Origin of the sequence: Clostridium algoriphilum (assembly GCF_020443705.1) — a bacterium.
Lineage (GTDB): Bacteria > Bacillota > Clostridia > Clostridiales > Clostridiaceae > Clostridium_AD > Clostridium_AD algoriphilum.
The window spans coordinates 99076-117251 of the sequence record NZ_JAIZZK010000011.1 but is presented as its reverse complement, the minus strand read 5'-3'; the positions used below and the strand labels follow the sequence as shown (position 1 = coordinate 117251).

17 protein-coding genes are annotated in these 18176 nt (G+C 31.2%); 14 read left to right on the top strand and 3 right to left on the bottom strand.

Features of this window, described 5'->3' with window-relative positions:
- From LGK95_RS10310 to LGK95_RS10265, 10 genes are all read left to right on the top strand, one after another.
- Window positions 1-622, top strand: a 622-nt coding sequence (locus LGK95_RS10310; RefSeq protein WP_319001914.1) for a 4-hydroxyphenylacetate 3-hydroxylase C-terminal domain-containing protein, incomplete at its 5' end; no start/stop codon positions are given.
- 176 nt (window positions 623-798) lie between these two features.
- Window positions 799-2178, top strand: coding sequence for a hypothetical protein (locus tag LGK95_RS10305; protein ID WP_226124696.1), 1380 nt, complete (start codon window positions 799-801; stop codon window positions 2176-2178).
- A gap of 397 nt (window positions 2179-2575) precedes the next feature.
- Window positions 2576-2722 (top strand): hypothetical protein, encoded by a 147-nt coding sequence (locus tag LGK95_RS10300; protein ID WP_226124694.1) that lies wholly within the window; start codon window positions 2576-2578, stop codon window positions 2720-2722.
- Window position 2723: 1 nt separating this feature from the next.
- Window positions 2724-3161: a PTS sugar transporter subunit IIA gene (locus tag LGK95_RS10295; protein WP_226124693.1), complete on the top strand. Its 438-nt coding sequence runs from the start codon at window positions 2724-2726 to the stop codon at window positions 3159-3161.
- Window positions 3162-3246: 85 nt separating this feature from the next.
- Entirely contained in the window at window positions 3247-4347 is a 1101-nt protein-coding gene (locus LGK95_RS10290) for a PTS fructose transporter subunit EIIC (protein ID WP_226124692.1), read from the top strand.
- 72 nt (window positions 4348-4419) lie between these two features.
- The gene (locus LGK95_RS10285) at window positions 4420-4737 is read left to right on the top strand and encodes a PTS fructose-like transporter subunit IIB (protein WP_226124691.1); all 318 of its coding nucleotides are present in this window, start codon (window positions 4420-4422) and stop codon (window positions 4735-4737) included.
- Between the two features lie 170 nt (window positions 4738-4907).
- Window positions 4908-7208 carry a formate C-acetyltransferase gene (locus LGK95_RS10280; protein WP_264174523.1) on the top strand — a complete coding sequence of 767 codons (2301 nt, stop codon included), beginning with the start codon at window positions 4908-4910 and terminating at the stop codon, window positions 7206-7208.
- A gap of 12 nt (window positions 7209-7220) precedes the next feature.
- A complete protein-coding gene (locus LGK95_RS10275; protein ID WP_226124688.1) occupies window positions 7221-8045 on the top strand; it encodes a [formate-C-acetyltransferase]-activating enzyme in 825 nt (274 codons plus the stop codon).
- A 62-nt stretch (window positions 8046-8107) separates the two neighbouring features.
- On the top strand, window positions 8108-8788 hold the full coding sequence (locus LGK95_RS10270) for a fructose-6-phosphate aldolase (protein ID WP_226124684.1): 681 nt from the start codon (window positions 8108-8110) through the stop codon (window positions 8786-8788).
- A 413-nt stretch (window positions 8789-9201) separates the two neighbouring features.
- On the top strand, window positions 9202-10137 hold the full coding sequence (locus LGK95_RS10265; RefSeq protein ID WP_226124682.1) for a DUF2935 domain-containing protein: 936 nt from the start codon (window positions 9202-9204) through the stop codon (window positions 10135-10137).
- Between the two features lie 222 nt (window positions 10138-10359).
- Here LGK95_RS10265 and LGK95_RS10260 read toward each other — a convergent pair whose 3' ends face one another.
- The gene (locus LGK95_RS10260; RefSeq protein ID WP_226124680.1) at window positions 10360-11142 is read right to left on the bottom strand and encodes a CsxC family protein; all 783 of its coding nucleotides are present in this window, start codon (window positions 11140-11142) and stop codon (window positions 10360-10362) included.
- A 176-nt stretch (window positions 11143-11318) separates the two neighbouring features.
- On the opposite strand from LGK95_RS10260, the gene LGK95_RS10255 reads away from it, so the two are divergent.
- The gene (locus LGK95_RS10255) at window positions 11319-11825 is read left to right on the top strand and encodes a hypothetical protein (protein ID WP_226124678.1); all 507 of its coding nucleotides are present in this window, start codon (window positions 11319-11321) and stop codon (window positions 11823-11825) included.
- A gap of 298 nt (window positions 11826-12123) precedes the next feature.
- On the opposite strand, the gene LGK95_RS10250 is transcribed toward LGK95_RS10255, so the two are convergent.
- Both LGK95_RS10250 and LGK95_RS10245 read right to left on the bottom strand, forming a co-directional pair.
- Entirely contained in the window at window positions 12124-13572 is a 1449-nt protein-coding gene (locus tag LGK95_RS10250) for a DUF7852 domain-containing protein (RefSeq protein ID WP_226124676.1), read from the bottom strand.
- Between the two features lie 217 nt (window positions 13573-13789).
- Window positions 13790-14566: a CsxC family protein gene (locus LGK95_RS10245; RefSeq protein WP_226124673.1), complete on the bottom strand. Its 777-nt coding sequence runs from the start codon at window positions 14564-14566 to the stop codon at window positions 13790-13792.
- A 262-nt stretch (window positions 14567-14828) separates the two neighbouring features.
- On the opposite strand from LGK95_RS10245, the gene LGK95_RS10240 reads away from it, so the two are divergent.
- From LGK95_RS10240 to LGK95_RS10230, 3 genes are all read left to right on the top strand, one after another.
- The gene (locus LGK95_RS10240; RefSeq protein ID WP_226124704.1) at window positions 14829-14978 is read left to right on the top strand and encodes a hypothetical protein; all 150 of its coding nucleotides are present in this window, start codon (window positions 14829-14831) and stop codon (window positions 14976-14978) included.
- A gap of 129 nt (window positions 14979-15107) precedes the next feature.
- Complete coding sequence (locus LGK95_RS10235; protein ID WP_226124671.1) at window positions 15108-15980, top strand: mechanosensitive ion channel family protein; 873 nt, start codon at window positions 15108-15110, stop codon at window positions 15978-15980.
- Window positions 15981-16286: 306 nt separating this feature from the next.
- Window positions 16287-17576: a D-alanyl-D-alanine carboxypeptidase gene (locus tag LGK95_RS10230; protein ID WP_404814418.1), complete on the top strand. Its 1290-nt coding sequence runs from the start codon at window positions 16287-16289 to the stop codon at window positions 17574-17576.
- Window positions 17577-18176 lie beyond the last annotated feature (600 nt).

The window sequence follows — 18176 nt, the reverse complement described above, 5'->3', positions numbered from 1 at the left end:
AACTGAATTTGTTGGAACACTTGTTGAGAGATTCGCAGGATATCATAGACAAAGTTATGGTGGATGCAAAACTGGTGTAGGTGATGTTCTTATTGGAGCTACAGCACTTGCTGCAGATTATAATGGAACTAGTAAAGTATCACACATTAAAGATAAATTAATAGAAATGACTCATCTAAATGAAACATTATACGCTTGTGGTATAGCATGTTCTGCAGAAGGCCATAAAACAGAGTCTGGTAACTATATAGTAGATTTATTACTTGCTAATGTATGTAAACAAAATGTTACAAGATTTCCATATGAAATAGTTAGACTTGCTGAAGACATAGCTGGTGGATTAATGGTTACTATGCCTGCAGGTGTTGATTTTAAGGATCCAATAACTGGACCTTATCTTGAAAAATACTTAAAAGGTGTTGCATCTGTAACAACAGAAAATAGAATGAGAATATTAAGATTAATAGAAAATTTATCACTTGGAACAGCTGCAGTTGGTTACAGAACAGAATCAATGCATGGTGCAGGTTCTCCTCAAGCACAAAGAATAATGATAGCAAGACAAAGCAATATGCCACATAAAAAAGCACTAGCAAAAGTGATAGCTAGAATTAAAGAATAGTATATTAAGTTAATTCATCCTCAATAATATAAAATTCTTAAATATATGAGGGGGCTCGCTAGCCCCTGATGTATTTAAAAATGAAATATTATTATATTATTGCACGACAATGTATACGTTATCTAATTATAATATAGATTCATATGTAAGCTAAATTAATTAGAGGGGGAACTATTATGCGTATAAAAAGAGAAGACGGTAAAGAACAACCATATATACCAGCAGGCCCTTTTAAAATAAGAGTACCTGGAATTCATTATAGATTTGAGGGTTCAGATTATATACAAGGATTATTGATGTGTGCAGTTTGCCTTGGAGCTATACCAATGCTTCAGGAATTTTTAGGAATGCCTTTTGAAGTAGCAATGGCAATTGTTTTGTTAAATGGTATATTATATTGTGCCCATGTGTTTTTAGGGGATCCAGTTGTGCCTGGGTGGGTTACACCAGCCATTCCACTTCTTATTCTTTATGTAAGTGATTTTAAAATTGGACCAGAAAGAATGCAAGCATTAATAGCATTTGAAATGAGTCTAGGGGTTTTAGCATTATTCTTAGGTGTTACAGGACTAGGTAAAAAGATAGTTCATATTGTTCCTAATGCTATGCAGTCAGGCATTATAATCGGTGCTGGTATTGCAGCTATAAATATTATATTTGTAAAAGGTGCCCGTTTTGATCAATTTCCTATTTCTATTGTTGTTTGTGTAGGGTTAGGGTTCTACCTTTTATTTTCAAATCATTTTAAAAGTATTTGCAATAGAAATAAGACGTTAAAGACAATATCTAATTTAGGTATACTACCTGTTATTGCCCTTGCGATAATATTCGCGCCTTTGGTTGGGGAAACAGCTTGGCCTAAAGTAGAATGGGGGATAACAAAACCAGCTTTTGGAATTTTATTTACACAATGGACAATTTTTTCAAAGGACATAGGATTTCCTCCAATTAGCATGTTTATAAAGGCTATACCAATGGTTATTTCTGCATATATAGTTTTATTTGGTGATATGATACAATCTCAAGCATTAGTTGAAGACTGTAAGAAGGATCGCCCAGATGAACTTGTAGATTATAATCCGAACAGATCTCACATAATATTTGGTCTTCGTAACATGGTAATGTCTATAATAGGACCAGATATTACAATGGCTGGGCCACTATGGGCAGCAATGCAAGTTGTTATTTGTGAAAGATATAAGCGTGGCAAGGAATCTATGGAGTCGATATTTGGTGGAGCGGGTTCATTTAGATTTGGTACCCTTACTGGATACTTACTCCTACCAATAGTTTCCTTATGCAAACCTATTCTAGGAATTGCACTTGCATCTACAATGCTAATTCAAGGATATGTTTCTATAAGAGTTGGAGTTCTTAAGGCACGTACAGCTAATGATCTAGGTATAGCAGGTATTATGGCCGCTGTAGTTGCAACAAGAGGGGCAGCTTGGGGACTCGCAGCAGGTATTGTACTTTGTTTAATTATTCAATTAGGAAATAAACCCAAATTAGATGTTATGATTTTTGAAAATGAAAACAAAGATATTGAGGCTTAAGTTAGATAAATACTTTAAGAAAAAAAATAGAAGAGGTAATTATTTAAATAATTACCTCTTCTATTTTTTATTTTTTTATAAAACTATGTATGGTAAGAAAAACATACCATTCTCTTCTATGATCTTTATTTCATAAAACCATGGATACTCCATGGTTTTATTTTTTTAGAAGACTTAGCACAGTGGGTGAAGACGAAGAAAGTAGGCAAGGCATTGTTTTAATTAAATCAATACCTGTTAAAAAGTTTAATATTCATACCGGGTAATGCAGAGGATATTTAGTAATATTCTCATTTTTATAAAACTATCACATATAAAAGACAATTGAGGAGATAATAAGATTAATTATATTTAATTAGATCAAAATTTCCTTTCGTTGTGGAAATAAGACTGAACAATGTTTAAATTTAATGATGTTAATACTATTAAAAAATTCTTTAGAAATTTTTACTCAGTATTAGGGAATGACGAAATGATTTTAAAAATCAAAAGTATAAAGAGTGTAGACGATATAAGTCACATTTTCAATCAGGAGGTAGAATAATATGGATAACTTAATAACAAAAGAACTTATAATATTAGATTTAGACTTATCTTCTAAGGAAGATGTGATTAAAGAGATGGCTAGGTTATTTGAATCACAAGGTAGATTACATGATTATAATAATTATATTAAACAGGTATTTGTAAGAGAAGAAAATTTTGCCACATCAATAGGCTTTGAAGTTGCCATTCCACACGGAAAAACCGATTCAGTTAAAAATGCATCTCTAGCATTCGCTAGATTGAAGAATGAGATTCAATGGAGTGATGAAGAAAAAGTGAAATATGTATTTCTAATTGCAGTTCCAGAGACTGGGGCAGGTGATTCTCATCTTCAGATTCTTGCTCAGCTTTCAAGAAAGATAATGAGAGAGGAATTTAGAGAAAAACTAAAATCTTCCCAGGGAATTGATGAACTTCTAGAGGTCATTACAGCGTAAAAATATAAAGTGAAGATCAAATTGTTATCTAGTCTTGGATATTTTTCTTAAAAAATACTAATAAAAATTAGAGGGGGAAATCAAAATGAGAGAATTAAAGGAACTACTAAAAAACACAAGACAACATTTGATGAGCGGGGTATCTTATATGATTCCTTTTGTTGTAGCGGGAGGTGTTCTATTAGCACTTTCAGTTCTATTGTACGGTTCAGCAGCTGTACCCCCAAAAGGAACAGCACTAAACGACCTATTTAATATAGGTGCTGCAGGATTAGGGCTTATGGTACCTATACTTGCAGGGTTTATCGCATTCTCAATGGTAGATAGACCAGGTATTGCACCAGGAGCTATAGGTGGATTCTTAGCAGGTCAAATAGGAGCAGGTTTCTTAGGAGGAATAATCGCGGGATTGCTCGCAGGTTTAGTTGTTTTTTATTTAAAGAAAATAAGAGTTCCTTCAATAATGCGTTCAGTAATGCCTATATTTGTTATTCCACTAGTAGGTACATTTGTTGTTGGTGGATTAATTGTTTGGGTTCTAGGACAGCCAATTGCAGGTGTTATGATAGCAATGAAGGCTTGGCTTGAAGCACTAGGTACTGGTAATTTAGTAGTACTTGGAATAGTTTTAGGTCTTATGATTGCATTTGATATGGGAGGTCCAGTAAATAAGGTTGCTTACGCATTTGGAGTAGCTATGGTTGGTACAATAGATCCTGCTACAGGAATGGCAACACCAATGGCTTTAAAGATAATGGCTGGAATCGGAGTAGCTATATGTATACCTCCAATAGGAATGGGCCTTGCTACATTTTTAGCACCTAAAAAATATACTACAGAAGAAAGAGAAGCTGGAAAAGCCGGTATATTAATGGGACTTATAGGAATAACTGAAGGAGCAATACCTTTTGCAGCATCAGATCCATTTAGGGTTATACCTTCAATAATGGTTGGTTCAGCGGTTGGATCAGTTACAGCAATGTTACTTGGAGCTGGAAATCCAGCACCTTGGGGTGGGTGGATAGTATTACCAGTTGCTAGAGGTGCATTTGGATATGTTATCGCTACTTTATTAGGTATTATAGTAACCGCTTTAATGGTTAATGTTTTAAAGAAAACTATTAAAGGGGACGCTGACAAAGAAGTTATCGGTGATAATGAAGAAATAGAAATAGATTTTGAATAGTAATAGTTTTTCAAAAATAGTATATTGTAATATGTTATATTTGAAGTAATCGAATAGAGGAGATGAATCAATATGAAAATTTTAGCAGTAACAGCATGTCCATCAGGAGTTGCACACACATATATGGCTGCAGAAGCATTAGAAAGAGCAGCAAAAGCAAAAGGCATTGAAATTAAGGTTGAAACTCAAGGTTCAATAGGTGTAGAAAATAAAATTACAGCAGAGGATGTTAAAGGTGCTGATGTAATTATTTTAACTAAAGATATGGGAATAAAAGAAGTTGAAAGATTTAATGGTTTATTAACCGTTAAAGTCGCTATCAGTGATGTTGTAAAAAAAGCTGATCAATTAATTGACAAAGTGGTGGCACATGTAAATAGTAAGAAATAATTTTTTATGGGGCTGTCGGAGAAAACGACAGCTTTTTTATTTATATTATAAATTTTAACCGTAATTATATTATTTCTATTGAAATTTATCTGATTTAATTATACAATAAAGATAAAGACGAAATAATAATAAACAATACAAAACAATTTCGAAAGGAGGATGAATTATGAATGATTAATGAAAGAATAACTAAATTAAAAAGCCAGCTTTTTGAACAAAAAAGAGAAATATCCTTAGAAAGAGCTCTATTATATACAGAAAGTTATAAGAAAACTGAAGGTGAACCTGTAATTGTAAGAAGAGCAACAGCAACAGCACATATTCTTAATAATGTTCAGATTTCTATCCGTGAAGGAGAACTGATTGCAGGTAACAGAACAGTAAAACCAAGAAGTGGGATAATTTCACCAGAAATGGATCCATATTGGATATGTGAAGAACTTGATACTATTCATAATAGACCTCAGGATACTTTTTATATAAGTGACGCGGATAAGAAAATCTACAAGGAGGAGTTATACTCCTATTGGGTAGGTAAGTCTATGAAGGACTTTATAAATTCAAAGATAAGTATGGATGTAAAAATAGCGGTGAAGGATGACGTGATAAAACTTAACCAAACAGATAAAGGCCAAGGACATATCATCATGGACTTTGAGGGTCTACTCGAAAATGGTATTGAGGTTATAGTATCACAAGTTAGAGAAAAATCTTTACAAAGCCCTCAAAATGATTTTTATAAAGCGTCACTTATAGTACTTAAGGCAGCTCGAAGACATATTTTGAGATATAGCAGTTTGGCACTGAGTCAAGCAGATAATGAGAGTAATGTTTTAAGAAAAGATGAACTTTTAGAAATTGCAAGAATATCTAAGAAGGTTGCTTATGAGAAACCAGAAAGTTTCCATGAAGCATTACAGCTTCTTTGGTATATTAGTATAATAGGGCAGTTTGAATCTAATGCCAGCTCATTATCCTTAGGACGATTTGATCAATATATGTATAAGTTTTATAAAAATGATTTAGAAAAGGGCATTGATAAGGAGAAACTTAGAGAAATTCTTGAGTGCTTCTGGGTTAAGACAAATGATGTAGTACTTATAAGAAGTACATCTAGTGCTAAGTATTTTGCAGGTTTCCCAACAGGATATACTATAGCTTTAGGTGGGGTATTTAAAAATGGTCGTTCTGCTGTGAATGAGTTATCTTATCTTTGTTTAGATACTTATCATGATATACTTCTTCCACAGCCAAACTTATCTGTAAGAATTAATGAATTTACAGAGAGAAGGTTCTTAAATAAAACTGTGGAAACTATAAGACTAGGAACCGGCATTCCTCAAATTTTCAATGATGAGGTAATCATCCCAGGCTTCCTAAACAGGGGTGTTTCTTTAGAGGATGCTAGAGATTACGCAATAGTTGGGTGTGTAGAGTTATCTATACCTGGTAAGACCTATGGGCTACATGATATAGCATTATTTAATCTACTTAAGATAATGGAGATAACACTAAAAGAAAATGAAAATAATGAAGATATAACATTTGAAAAGATTATAGAATTAATTGAAGTTAAGGTAGATAGATATGTAGAACTTGTAGCTTGCGGTTCTAACATAGTTGATATAGGACATAGAGAATACGCTCCAATTCCGATGCTTTCCTGTTTCATAGACAGTTGTATTGAAAAAGGAAAGGATGTAACAGACGGAGGAGCAAAATATAATTTTTCTGGTGTTCAGGGAATAGGAATAGCAAACTTAAGCGATTCATTATATGCACTTAAAAAAATTGTTTTTGAAGAGAAGAGAATAAGTTTTAAAGAACTTGTTCAGGCACTTAATAACAACTTTGAAGGTGAAGACGGTGAACAGCTAAGGGTAAGACTTATAAACAAGTATGATAAATACGGAAATGATAATGATGAAGTTGATTATCTAAGTTCAGACATTTTGAGACATTTTGAAGCGGAAATAGAAAAACATGAAAACCCTAGAGGAGGCTTCTTTACCCCAGGAGCATATACAGTATCTGCCCATATTCCATTAGGTGCTGCGGTAGGGGCTACTCCTGACGGAAGAAAATATGGAGAACAGCTAGCTGACGGAGGGCTATCGCCAATGGTAGGAAAAGATAGGTTAGGGCCTACAGCCATATTAAAGAGTGTAAGTAAGTTGGATAATTATTTAACCTCTAATGGAAGCTTACTTAATGTGAAATTTAGTCCGAAGACCTTAGAGGGCGATGAAGGTGTAAGGAAAATGGTAGACTACCTATTAGCTTTCATGAAACTAAAACTTCAGCATATACAATTTAATGTTATATCAGCAGCTACGTTAATAGAAGCTCAAAAGCATCCAGAAAGTCACAAAGGTCTTGTTGTGAGGGTTGCGGGCTACAGTGCCTTCTTCATAGAACTTAGCATTGAGATACAAAATGATATAATTGCAAGAACAGAACATCTACTATAGGAAGTGATAATTATGAAAGGATTAGTTTTTAATATACAGCGGTATTCCCTTCATGATGGTGATGGTATTAGAACTATTGTATTTCTAAAGGGATGTCCAATGCATTGTCCATGGTGTTGTAATCCTGAATCACAAAGCTTTGAAATAGAGAAAGGCAAAATAAACAATTTATGTATAAATTGCAAAACCTGTAGCTTGGATGCTTACGAGTGTCCATCTGGTGCTATTGTTGAATTTGGCAAGTATATGACTGTAGAAGAAGTTTTGAATGAGGTTCAAAAGGATATGATATTTTATAATACTTCAGGTGGAGGAGTAACCCTTTCGGGAGGGGAAGCCTCTGCACAGCCACAATTTGCATTGGAACTTTTGAAAGGACTTAAAAAGCTTGGTATTAATACTGCTATGGAAACCTGTGGGCAAGTAGCAGTTAATAATTTGCTAGAGCTATCAGAGTATTTGGATTTGATTTTGTTCGATTTAAAAATAATGAATAAACAAAGGTCTAAGGAATTACTAGGAGCAGATATAGAATTAATTAAAGGTAATATTAAAGCTTTGGTAGGAAATAATAAAAAAGTGATTCCTAGAATTCCTTTAATTCCTGGTTATACAATGGATGATGAAAATATTGAAGAAATTATTAACTTTGTAAAACAGTTAGGTCTAAAGGAAATTCACATATTGCCTTTTCATCAATATGGTAGCAAAAAGTATGAATATATAGGGAAAGAGTATGAATTAAAACAAATAAAGCCTCCTTCGAATCAAGAGGTAGAAGGTATAAAAACTAAAATGGAGTCCCAAGGTCTTAAGGTAGTAATAGGTGGGTTATAGAAAATAACCACAGTAAAATGGCAAGCATTTAAAATAATTTAAAATAGAAAGGTGATAAAATTATGTTATATATATTAGATACCGCAAATCTTCAACAAATTAAAAGAGCTTTTGATTTATACCCAATGAGTGGGGTAACAACAAACCCAACAATAATATCAAAGGAGAATAGAAATTTCCTAGATATTTTAAAGGGAATAAGAGAAATAATAGGTGAAGATAAAATGCTCCATGTCCAAGCGGTGAGCCTTAAGGCAGAAGATATAGTTAAAGAAGCAGAGTACCTTAAGGATACTATTGGGGGAAATATTTATATAAAAGTTCCTGTAATTCCTGAAGGAATAAAGGCAATGAAGATTTTAAAGAAAAAAGGAATAAAGATAACTGCTACAGCTGTGTTTACAGCTCAGCAGGCTCTCATGGCAGCAATTGCAGGTGCTGAGTTTGTTGCACCATATGTAAATAGAATAGACAATATAACAGGAAATGGTGTTGGCGTAGTTGCACAAATAGTTGAGTTATTTGAGATTCATCAAATTGATGCAAAGGTATTAGCAGCTTCTTTTAAAAATGTACAGCAAGTACATGAGGTTATACTAGCTGGAGCACATTCTGTAACAGTTAACGCTGAAATAATGGACGGATTATTAAAACACCCACTAACGGATTGGAGTGTAGACCAATTCGTTGTAGACTGGGAAGGTGTTTATGGAAAAGGTAAATATACGTGTGACGTAAAATAATACAAAAACTACTGGAAGTTATAATACTATATTTAAAGAAGTGTATTTTATGGTATTCTTGATATAAAGGAGTAAAAAAAGAAGGCACTGCTTTTTACAGCAGTGCCTTAACTCAACTACATTTATACTAAGCTTCTTCTTCAAATATTAGAGCATTTATAAGTGCAGCAAATATTAACTCGTGGAAATGGTCATCAACGACATTAGTTTTAGCCTCTACAAAATGGATTTGCTTGCTATCATAATCACGAAAATGTAATTTTCTTGCCCATTTCCAGATATCTTGGGTCCCATTCTCTTATAATGTCTCTGAATTATAGTTTTTTAGCATAAGTGAATAATAAGAAGTAACATTTTATGTATCCTATTAATACAATGATAGCGAATGAATTTTTTATTAAGGAGAGGTGACTATGATATTTAGGACTGAATTCATACGACAATCGCTAGAATTACATCTTTTTTTTGCAAGGATTATGAAAGAACACTCATTCTTTTTACAAGTAGGTTTTACGCAAAAGGACTCAAATTATATCCAGCAGGCGAATAACTTCCGAATAGAGTTTGACAGACTGTTAGCAGACACTATATCACTTTCTAATGGTATTGTTAGCCCCAGCGTATTGGAGTCTGGTGAAGTAATAACACCATTTACATTAAAAGCTGAGATGGCTTCAGCATATTTTACAGGAGTTAATATTTCAACCAATTTGACAAAATCAGAGGCAGGATTAATGGGCGGAGATGGAGATGCATTAATGATAGGTAATCCTATGCTTGAACAAAGAGTGTTTATGCTTAATCAAAGGGCGATGGGTTTAATTAACGCTTTAGCACAGTTTAAGACTATGATTTTATCAGGGGTCATATCCTGTAGGATATTTACAAATAATTACCCTTTACTTATAGACCACATTTTAAGAGAAGCAAAATTTTATTATCAGATAGTTCAAAGGCTTCAAAATCATGAGGAAATCAACTTGGAGAGAGATATTTATGAGCAAGAATCATTTTGGAATAGAATTATGGCTGAACACTCAAAATTTATTCGTGGACTTCTTGACCCAACTGAAGATGAACTTATAAATACAGCAAATAACTTTGGAAATGAGTTTGATATGTTGATAAGGGAGTCAAAAGAAGCAATGGATAAAACAATCCCAATTTCAAAACTTACGGATGATAGTCTTAAAGCAACTATGGAAATAGCTAAATTTAAGGCACAAGGTACGCAAGGATTAGTAGAATGTAAAATCAAGTCCATAATGATACCATTGCTAGGTGACCATACTTTACGTGAAGCAAATCATTATTTGCGTTTATTGAAAATATTCACAAATAATATATGAATTTAAAAGTCTTTTCTATTCATATATTTAAATTTTAAAGGTGTTAAATTAAGTGTTGATACTAAAGGTGTTGTTCGTAAGTCTGTTAGTTCAGATGCCTTATGTATTTAAATATCATCAAATATATGATTTGTATTATATTGATTATATAAATAACCGTTTTTCTAAAGAATAATACTTTTTTAGAAAAACGGTTATATTTAAATGTCTATAATGGGATATTTACTCATCGCAATCGGAATCGCAATACCTAATATATGGAATATTTACCTGCTGTAATTGTAATACTTTAAGTCTAATATATATAACCATTTTTTCGGTTACTTTATTATAAAGCTGTACATTTGAATTAGTTTTATGGTACAAGGGGTCTGAGCTAATATCGTCTTCAAAAATTCTTACCCCTTCTAACTCACAGTATGGGCTTTCAGTAAAAGTTATATTGTCTTCAAGATATTGTTCACATCCTGATTTCCCAATAATAGTTCCGGTGCAGTCTTGACACCCGCAACTGTTTAATAAATCTATTTCAGTTTGTGCTCCGCGAACGTTAACTACTGGTGGTACCGCATATACAACTTCTGTTACAGCCGTAAATGGGACATCTATAGTTGTATGGGCAATTCTACCACTTACAACTTCTTTCTCTACACAGTCAGCAGTAGCGTATTCTATATTTTTTCTTACGAATCCACTTATAAATAATTTCCCGGATATGAGAGTGCCATCTGCAGCAATTACACCTGATCTTGGAAGTAATTTACATTGAGTTAAATATACATTTTTCTTTATTCTTTTAATTTCAAAGAATGGTTCGTTTAATTTAAACACAGCTTCAACATCTATTTGAATTTCTCTTTCGCCTAGTACTACAGGGATTTTAGCTACTTTGGGTCCATTAATACCGGCTGATATAATAGTAGTTCCACTACTTAAAGGTAATGTTTGTGAACTAATAATTTTACCGCAATTATCACAAGAGTGTACAATTTGATTTTTTTCCAAAGGTAATTCCTCCTTTTATTGAGGTCTTGAGACCTTCTACATAATATGACGGAAATAAAAAAACGTTACTTCTAAATATTTACCCGTCATAATCGGAATACTGAGGTTTACAATAAATGGTGTCATTTTCAATTAAGTCACGTATTATATACTAAGTAAAAATAAGGAGCGATGTTATGTCAAATATTGAAATAAGTTATCACCCTGAAGACTGGTGTGAAGATAAACATTATTGTGAAGATCAGTGTGATTATCAAATAAAACAGGATGATAAATGCGATGATAAAGATAAGTGTGATTGTAAAAAGAAACAGGATGATAAATGCGATGATAAAGATAAGTGTGATTGTAAAAAGAAACAGGATGATAAATGCGATGATAAAGATAAGTGCGATTGTAAAAAGAAACAGGATGATAAATGCGATGATAAAGATAAGTGTGATTGTAAAAAGAAACAGGATGATAAATGCGATGATAAAGATAAGTGCGATCGTAAAAAGAAACAGGATGATAAATGCGATGATAAAGATAAGTTCGATTCTAAAAAGAAACATGGTGATAAACATGATTCCAAAGATCATTGTGAAAAAAAACAACTTCACGACCATGAATTAGATGAATTAGATAGAGACCATTGGAATATCAAGTCCAGCAATACCCCTTCAATGTGGTATTGTTCATAAAGTTAAATCAGGAACAGACTTTTTTGATCACTTACATTATTTTGAGGGGACTTTAGTCCTAAAGACACCTGTTGCACAAAAATTCCATAATAATGCATCTGAGTATGATAGGTATAGTCCAGCTTTTTTCACTGCATCCTCAGGAGTAGTGGAATGCTATGCAATATATATGTAAGTTTAATTTTTAAAGGCTTAAAATATAGTTAAAATAATAGAATACATTGAAATAGTAAAAATCCCAACATATATTGGGATTTTTACTATTTTAAAGAAGTTTTAGAGGATATTATTTAGATTCCTATTTATGATTAATTGCTATATCTTGTTTTTGAATCAATGTTAATGAAAGATTTATTAGAATGCTCTCTTTGATAGTATGAAAATTCATTTCTAAAGGGAAATTTTCACTAAAAGGTTTTTTATCTATTAGGCTGTATGTTTCATAAATTGTGGCTTGTTCTATTTCACAATTTAAAGGTCGAATATCGCAATTCATATATTCACTACGTTGAGTATTTTTTTCGCTTAAATATTCGTTAAAATCTTTATTAACATTTAAACAATTCGATGATATATATATGGGTATATAGTCTTTTACCTTAGAAAAAACTGGAGGGACTTTATAGTTTATTAAAGTAGTACATTTAAAAGGGATATAAATTATAACACATTCAGTATCTAAATTAATTATGCTATCATTTACACCTTTTATTACAGAAAAATCCAATTTATTTCTAACAAAACCCTCTAAAAAAAGTTTACCATTCAAGGAGGCAGAAATATCCTCTTTTTCATGCAGAGGTATTAGCTTACTATTAGTTAAATATATGTCTTTTTTCATGTTCTTTATATCTAATGCAGCGTTTTTCAATCTAAATGTTGATTCAATAGGAATATCTATATCTTTTTCTGCTATTATAATGGGTAGCGTTGATATTAAGTTTCCAAAGTGATCAGTATTTATATTTTTTGGAATTTTATAAATATCATTGGTAGTAGTATTAATTTCACCTTTTTTCTTTATACAGTCTGTATCATCTTCAATAATTACTTCTTGTATGGGAAGTATGTATTTTGTATTTAATTTATCTTTTGAATTTCTAATCAAACTTAATTTATTTGGTGTTACTTTATTTTCATGATTAATACTTATTGAGGTGTTTTTGAATGTTTTATTAATATTTTCATTATAACATGACTGTTGTAAGAGTTTTAAAATAACATGAATACTTTCCATACTTAATTTATCACAGAAAGGAAGTATAGATTCTGAATCATTTTCAAAAGTTACTTGTTGTGTGGGAAGTATGTATTTTGTATTTAATTTATCTTTTGAATTTCTAATCAAATTTAATTTGTTTGGTGTTACTTTATTTTCATGATTAATATTTATTGAGGTGTTTTTCAATGTTTTATTAATATTTTCATTATAACATGACTGTTGTAAGAGTTTTAAAGTAACAAGAAATTTTGCTATACTTAATTTATCACAGACAGGAAGTATAGATTCTGAATCATTTTCAAAAGTTACTTGTTGAATTGGAGGTATAAATTCTTTATTCAATTTATCTTTTGAATTCTTTTTTATATTTAAATTATTTGGGTTTCTATTTTTTCGTTTAATTTTTGTTGAACTTTTTTTAGATGTTTTATGAATATTTATAAAACAAGATGGTTGTTGTAACATGTTCAAAATAATAAGCGACTTTATCAGTCTTAATTTTTCGCGGTTATTATCTGTTTTCATTGAAAAATACTCCTTTATTATAAGTGTTTGGTAAATGAAATAAAATGGAGTAAACTAGCATAAAGATTAGTTATTTTATTTCAGATGCCTTATGTATTTAAATATCATCAAATATGTGATTTGTATTATATTGATTATATATTATATAAATAACCGCTTTTCTAAAGAATAATATTTTTTTAGAAAAACGGTTATATTTAAATGTATAATGGAATATTTATTCGTCGCAATCGGAGTAATGAATATATGGAATAGTTACCTGTTGTAATTGTAATACTTTAAGTCTAATGTATATAACCATTTTTTCGGTTACTTTATTATAAAGCTGTACATTTGAATTAGTTTTATTGTACAAAGGGTCTGTATTAATATCGTCTTCAAAAATTCTTACTCCTTCTAACTCGCAGTATGGGCTTTCGGTAAAAGTTATATTGTCTTCAAAAGATTGTTCACATCCTGATTTCCCAATAACAGTTCCAGCGCAGTCTTGACACCCGCAACCGCTTAATAAATCTATTTCAGTTTGTGGCCTGCGAAGGTTAACTACTGGTGGTACCGCATATACAACTTCTGTTACAGCTGTAAATGGGACCTCTATTGTTGTATGAGCAATTCTCCCACTTGTAACTTCTTTTTCTACACAGTCAGCAGTAGCGTATTCTATATTTTTTCTTACGAATCCACTTATAAATAATTTCCCGGAAATGAGAGTGCCATCTGCAGCGATTACGCCTGATCTTGGAAGTAATTTACATTGAGTTAAATATACATTTTTCTTTACTCTTTTAATTTCCAAAAATGGTTCGTTTAATTTAAACACAGCTTCAACATCTATTTGAATTTCTCTTTCGCCGAGTACTACAGGGATTTTAGCCACTAGAGGGCCATTAATACCGACAGGTGGAATAGTAGTTCCACTACTTAAAGGTAATGTTTTTGAACTAATAATTTCACCACAATTATCGCAAGGATGTGTAATTTGATTCTTTTCCAAAGGTAATTCCTCCTTTATTGAGGTCTTGAGACCTTTTATATAATATGTGGAAAATGAGGAAAGCGTTACCTTATATATAATATATAATTAAACGATTTTCTAAAGAATAATATCATCTTTATGAGAACGGCCATTAATTGTAATTATCAATCAAATCCATCTTTCTCCGCCAAAATCAAAAGGCTCTAGCATAAATTGATAGAGTCATTTTTCATTGGAGAAAAACCAAATTAAATTTGGGTAACTGATATATCATATTTTAATGCTGGGAAAGGCGTGTTATGTGGTTGTTATAAATGGGATAGCACAAAATGACGCGCAAGCTATAGCTAAACAAGTTGGAATTGATAGGATATACGCTGAAGTATTGCCACTAGACAAGTCAAATGAAGTTAAAAAACTTCAAGCTTAAATCTATAAAATTAAATCTCTTTGATTTGTAGTATCTTTTTTACAATGTGCTTGACATAGATGTCAGTTTACTTTATATTAATTTTAACTATATATATAGTTAAAATTAATATAAAGGAGTAGAAATCACGTGACTGAATTTTTGTTAGAGCTAGGTTTAAAGTTTCAAACAGTAGGTGTTTTGATAAAAATCGTTATAACTTTAGTGGTAATAATGATATTTTATATATTAAAGAAAAGTATAAATTCATTTATTAATAAATCGAGTTATAATTCAAAGGACATAATAAGGTATAAAAAAACAACTTCATTATCAATAAATATCGTATCTGCTATAGGGATTATACCAATATGGATGTATGAGTCTAAGGATATACTTACATTTTTAGGAATTTTCTCGGCTGGACTGGCATTTGCATTTCGTGATCTTGTAGCAAGTTTTTTGGGATGGCTGATAATTAATACTCAAAAACCCTTTATAATTGGGGATAGAATAAAGATTGGAGAAAGTCTTGGTGATGTACTAGCTATTGACTGGTTTTATACTACTATTATTGAGGTTATTGAAAATGAAAACAAAACCTATGGACAAAGTTCTGGAAGAATTACTTACATACCCAATATAAAAGTTCTTACTGAAGAGATTATAAATGAAACTAACTCATTTCCTTTCACTTGGAATGAGCTTGAGATAAGCCTTACACTTCAAAGTAATTGGAAAAAAGCTAAAAGCATATTAATGTCTATAGCTAATGATAAAGTAGGAGATATTGAACAAGAAGCAAAGGATTCCCTTAGTATAGCATCAAAAACTCTTCCTATTTATTACGAAAATCTTTCTCATACAATATATACTTCTATTGAACCCGGAAGAGTTTGTTTAAATTTAAGGCTAATTTGCAAGGCGAGAAATTATAGAAACTTACAACATGCCTTAGTAGAAGATATACTAGATGAATTTTCTAAACATGAAGATATTGAATTATTTAATGGAATGATTTGAGGTATTTTCATGATATAGTTATGAAAGAACTAAATTTAATAAGTGAACAGCAAATAGCTAATAAAAAAGTGGTAGCATCTCAGCATAAGATTATAAATGAATTAAAAGAGGTTATAAGTAAAAAGACATTAATTAAATAAAAATGTAAGCCTGATGATAATGTTGAGCTTATATTTTTTTATTATTTTATACACTCTTATATTATATTATAAGAACTCCTATTTTCAATTGTCTTGTAAAATGTTATACTATAAAATGTATTTTATAATGCAGGCATAATAAATAAAAGTAATGGAGAGATGAATGTTGAAATATAATAGATTTTTTATACTGATTGTTTTAGTTCTAGTATTTTCTATGAGTTCAAATGTTTTCGCTGCCTCTAGCGACGGCACTACTAATTTACCAACAATATATGGGAAGGCAGCCATCACTGTAGATGTTGCAACTGGCGAAGTAATTTATGCGAAAAATGTAGATAAGCAAATGTACCCTGCGAGTACAACAAAGCTTATGACAGCACTATTGCTTGCTGAGAATAAGGAAAAAACTGATGTATTAAAATATACCAAAAGTGCAAAATCTCAACCAGCAGATTCATTAAATATTAATTTTCATCCAATAGGACTTAATGAAAACATGTCAGGTGTTGACGTAATGGATGGTCTGTTAATGTATTCAGCAAATGACATGGCATATATGATTGCGGACAATATTGCAGGTAATTCAACAAATTTTATGAAAATGATGAATGATAAGGTAGCTAAATTGAACATGAGCAGAACTCATTTTGTAACATCTAACGGTCTTCATGATCCAGATCATTATACTACGCCTTATGATATGAGTATATTGTCTAGAGTTGCATTTTTAAACCCATGGGTAAAAGAGTCAATGAGTAAAAAGCAAAATACTTTGTCAACGTCAAAAGGTACAATATTTAAGATCGAAAATAGTAACAAAAATCTTGGCGTTGATGGTTGTATTGCTGGTAAAACAGGATATACTTCACTAGCTGGAAGATGTCTTGTAGCCTTTTATGAAAGAGATGGCAGACAAATTATGGGGGTTGTTATGGGATCAATTTTTGATGCTAACGACACTTATGTTTTTAATGATATGAAAAAAATAATTAACTATAGCTACTATTTACAACCAACAGTTTTACATAAAAACAATGACCTTATAAAAACTGAAATAGTAAAATATAAACCTCTTGGTTTGTTTGGTCCAGAGAAAACTGTTAATGTACCACTTGTAGCTAAAGAAGACGTTAGCTATTACAATAACGAATCAAACAAAAAAGATTTGCAAGAAAAAGTAAACTTAACCAGTAATTCATTGTCTAGTCTCAAAGGCAACAAGAGCATTGGAACCTTGACATTAACTGAAAAAGGAAAGGTCAAAACTTACAATCTTTATTCAACGGTTTCGAAAGGAACTCTAGCAAAAAATGCTATATCTATATATATCATGGCTGGTGGAATATTTATCTTACTTTTAATAGTAATAGCGCTTATAATAAGAACAATTAATTTAAATAAGAGAAAAAGAAAGAGAAGTAACTTTAAAAGGAATAATTTAAAGTACAAATAAATTTCGTTCATAGTATGAAACACAAATAATAAAAAAAAAATCCTCTGAATCTTCAGAGGATTTTTTTATGCTTTAAACGTTTATATGAATTTATGATAATATAGGTAGTCTATAAAAGAGCCATAGCGGAATTGTTAGTATATTAGAATTACTTCATTTTAAAAATAAGGAAGACAGAATATTAAATAATATACCCAAATGTACTTAAGAAAGAACATCTTTCACGTTATGAGCTAACAAGATTGCGTTGTAATTAATTTAAATGTCTATTAAAAGGTAAATGTATGTAATATTTCCGGGGAAATAGGCAAATAATGAATTTAAAACTAGTTACAAAAATAGAGAATATATTATTCCTTAAGAAGAAGCACATAATACTTTATTTAAAGGGGCCAAAATAAAAACATAGGCTTAACATAATAATGTGAAAAAAAATGGGTAAACTACATAGTATGTTGAATACAAACAACTTAGTTTTTATTTCAATTTAGAAAAAGTAGCTATTTAAGTCTTGAGTAAAATACTCACGCTTAAGATAATATAGTAGAATAATTACCTAAATTTATATGTATATATCTTAATGTAATAAATACGAGAGGT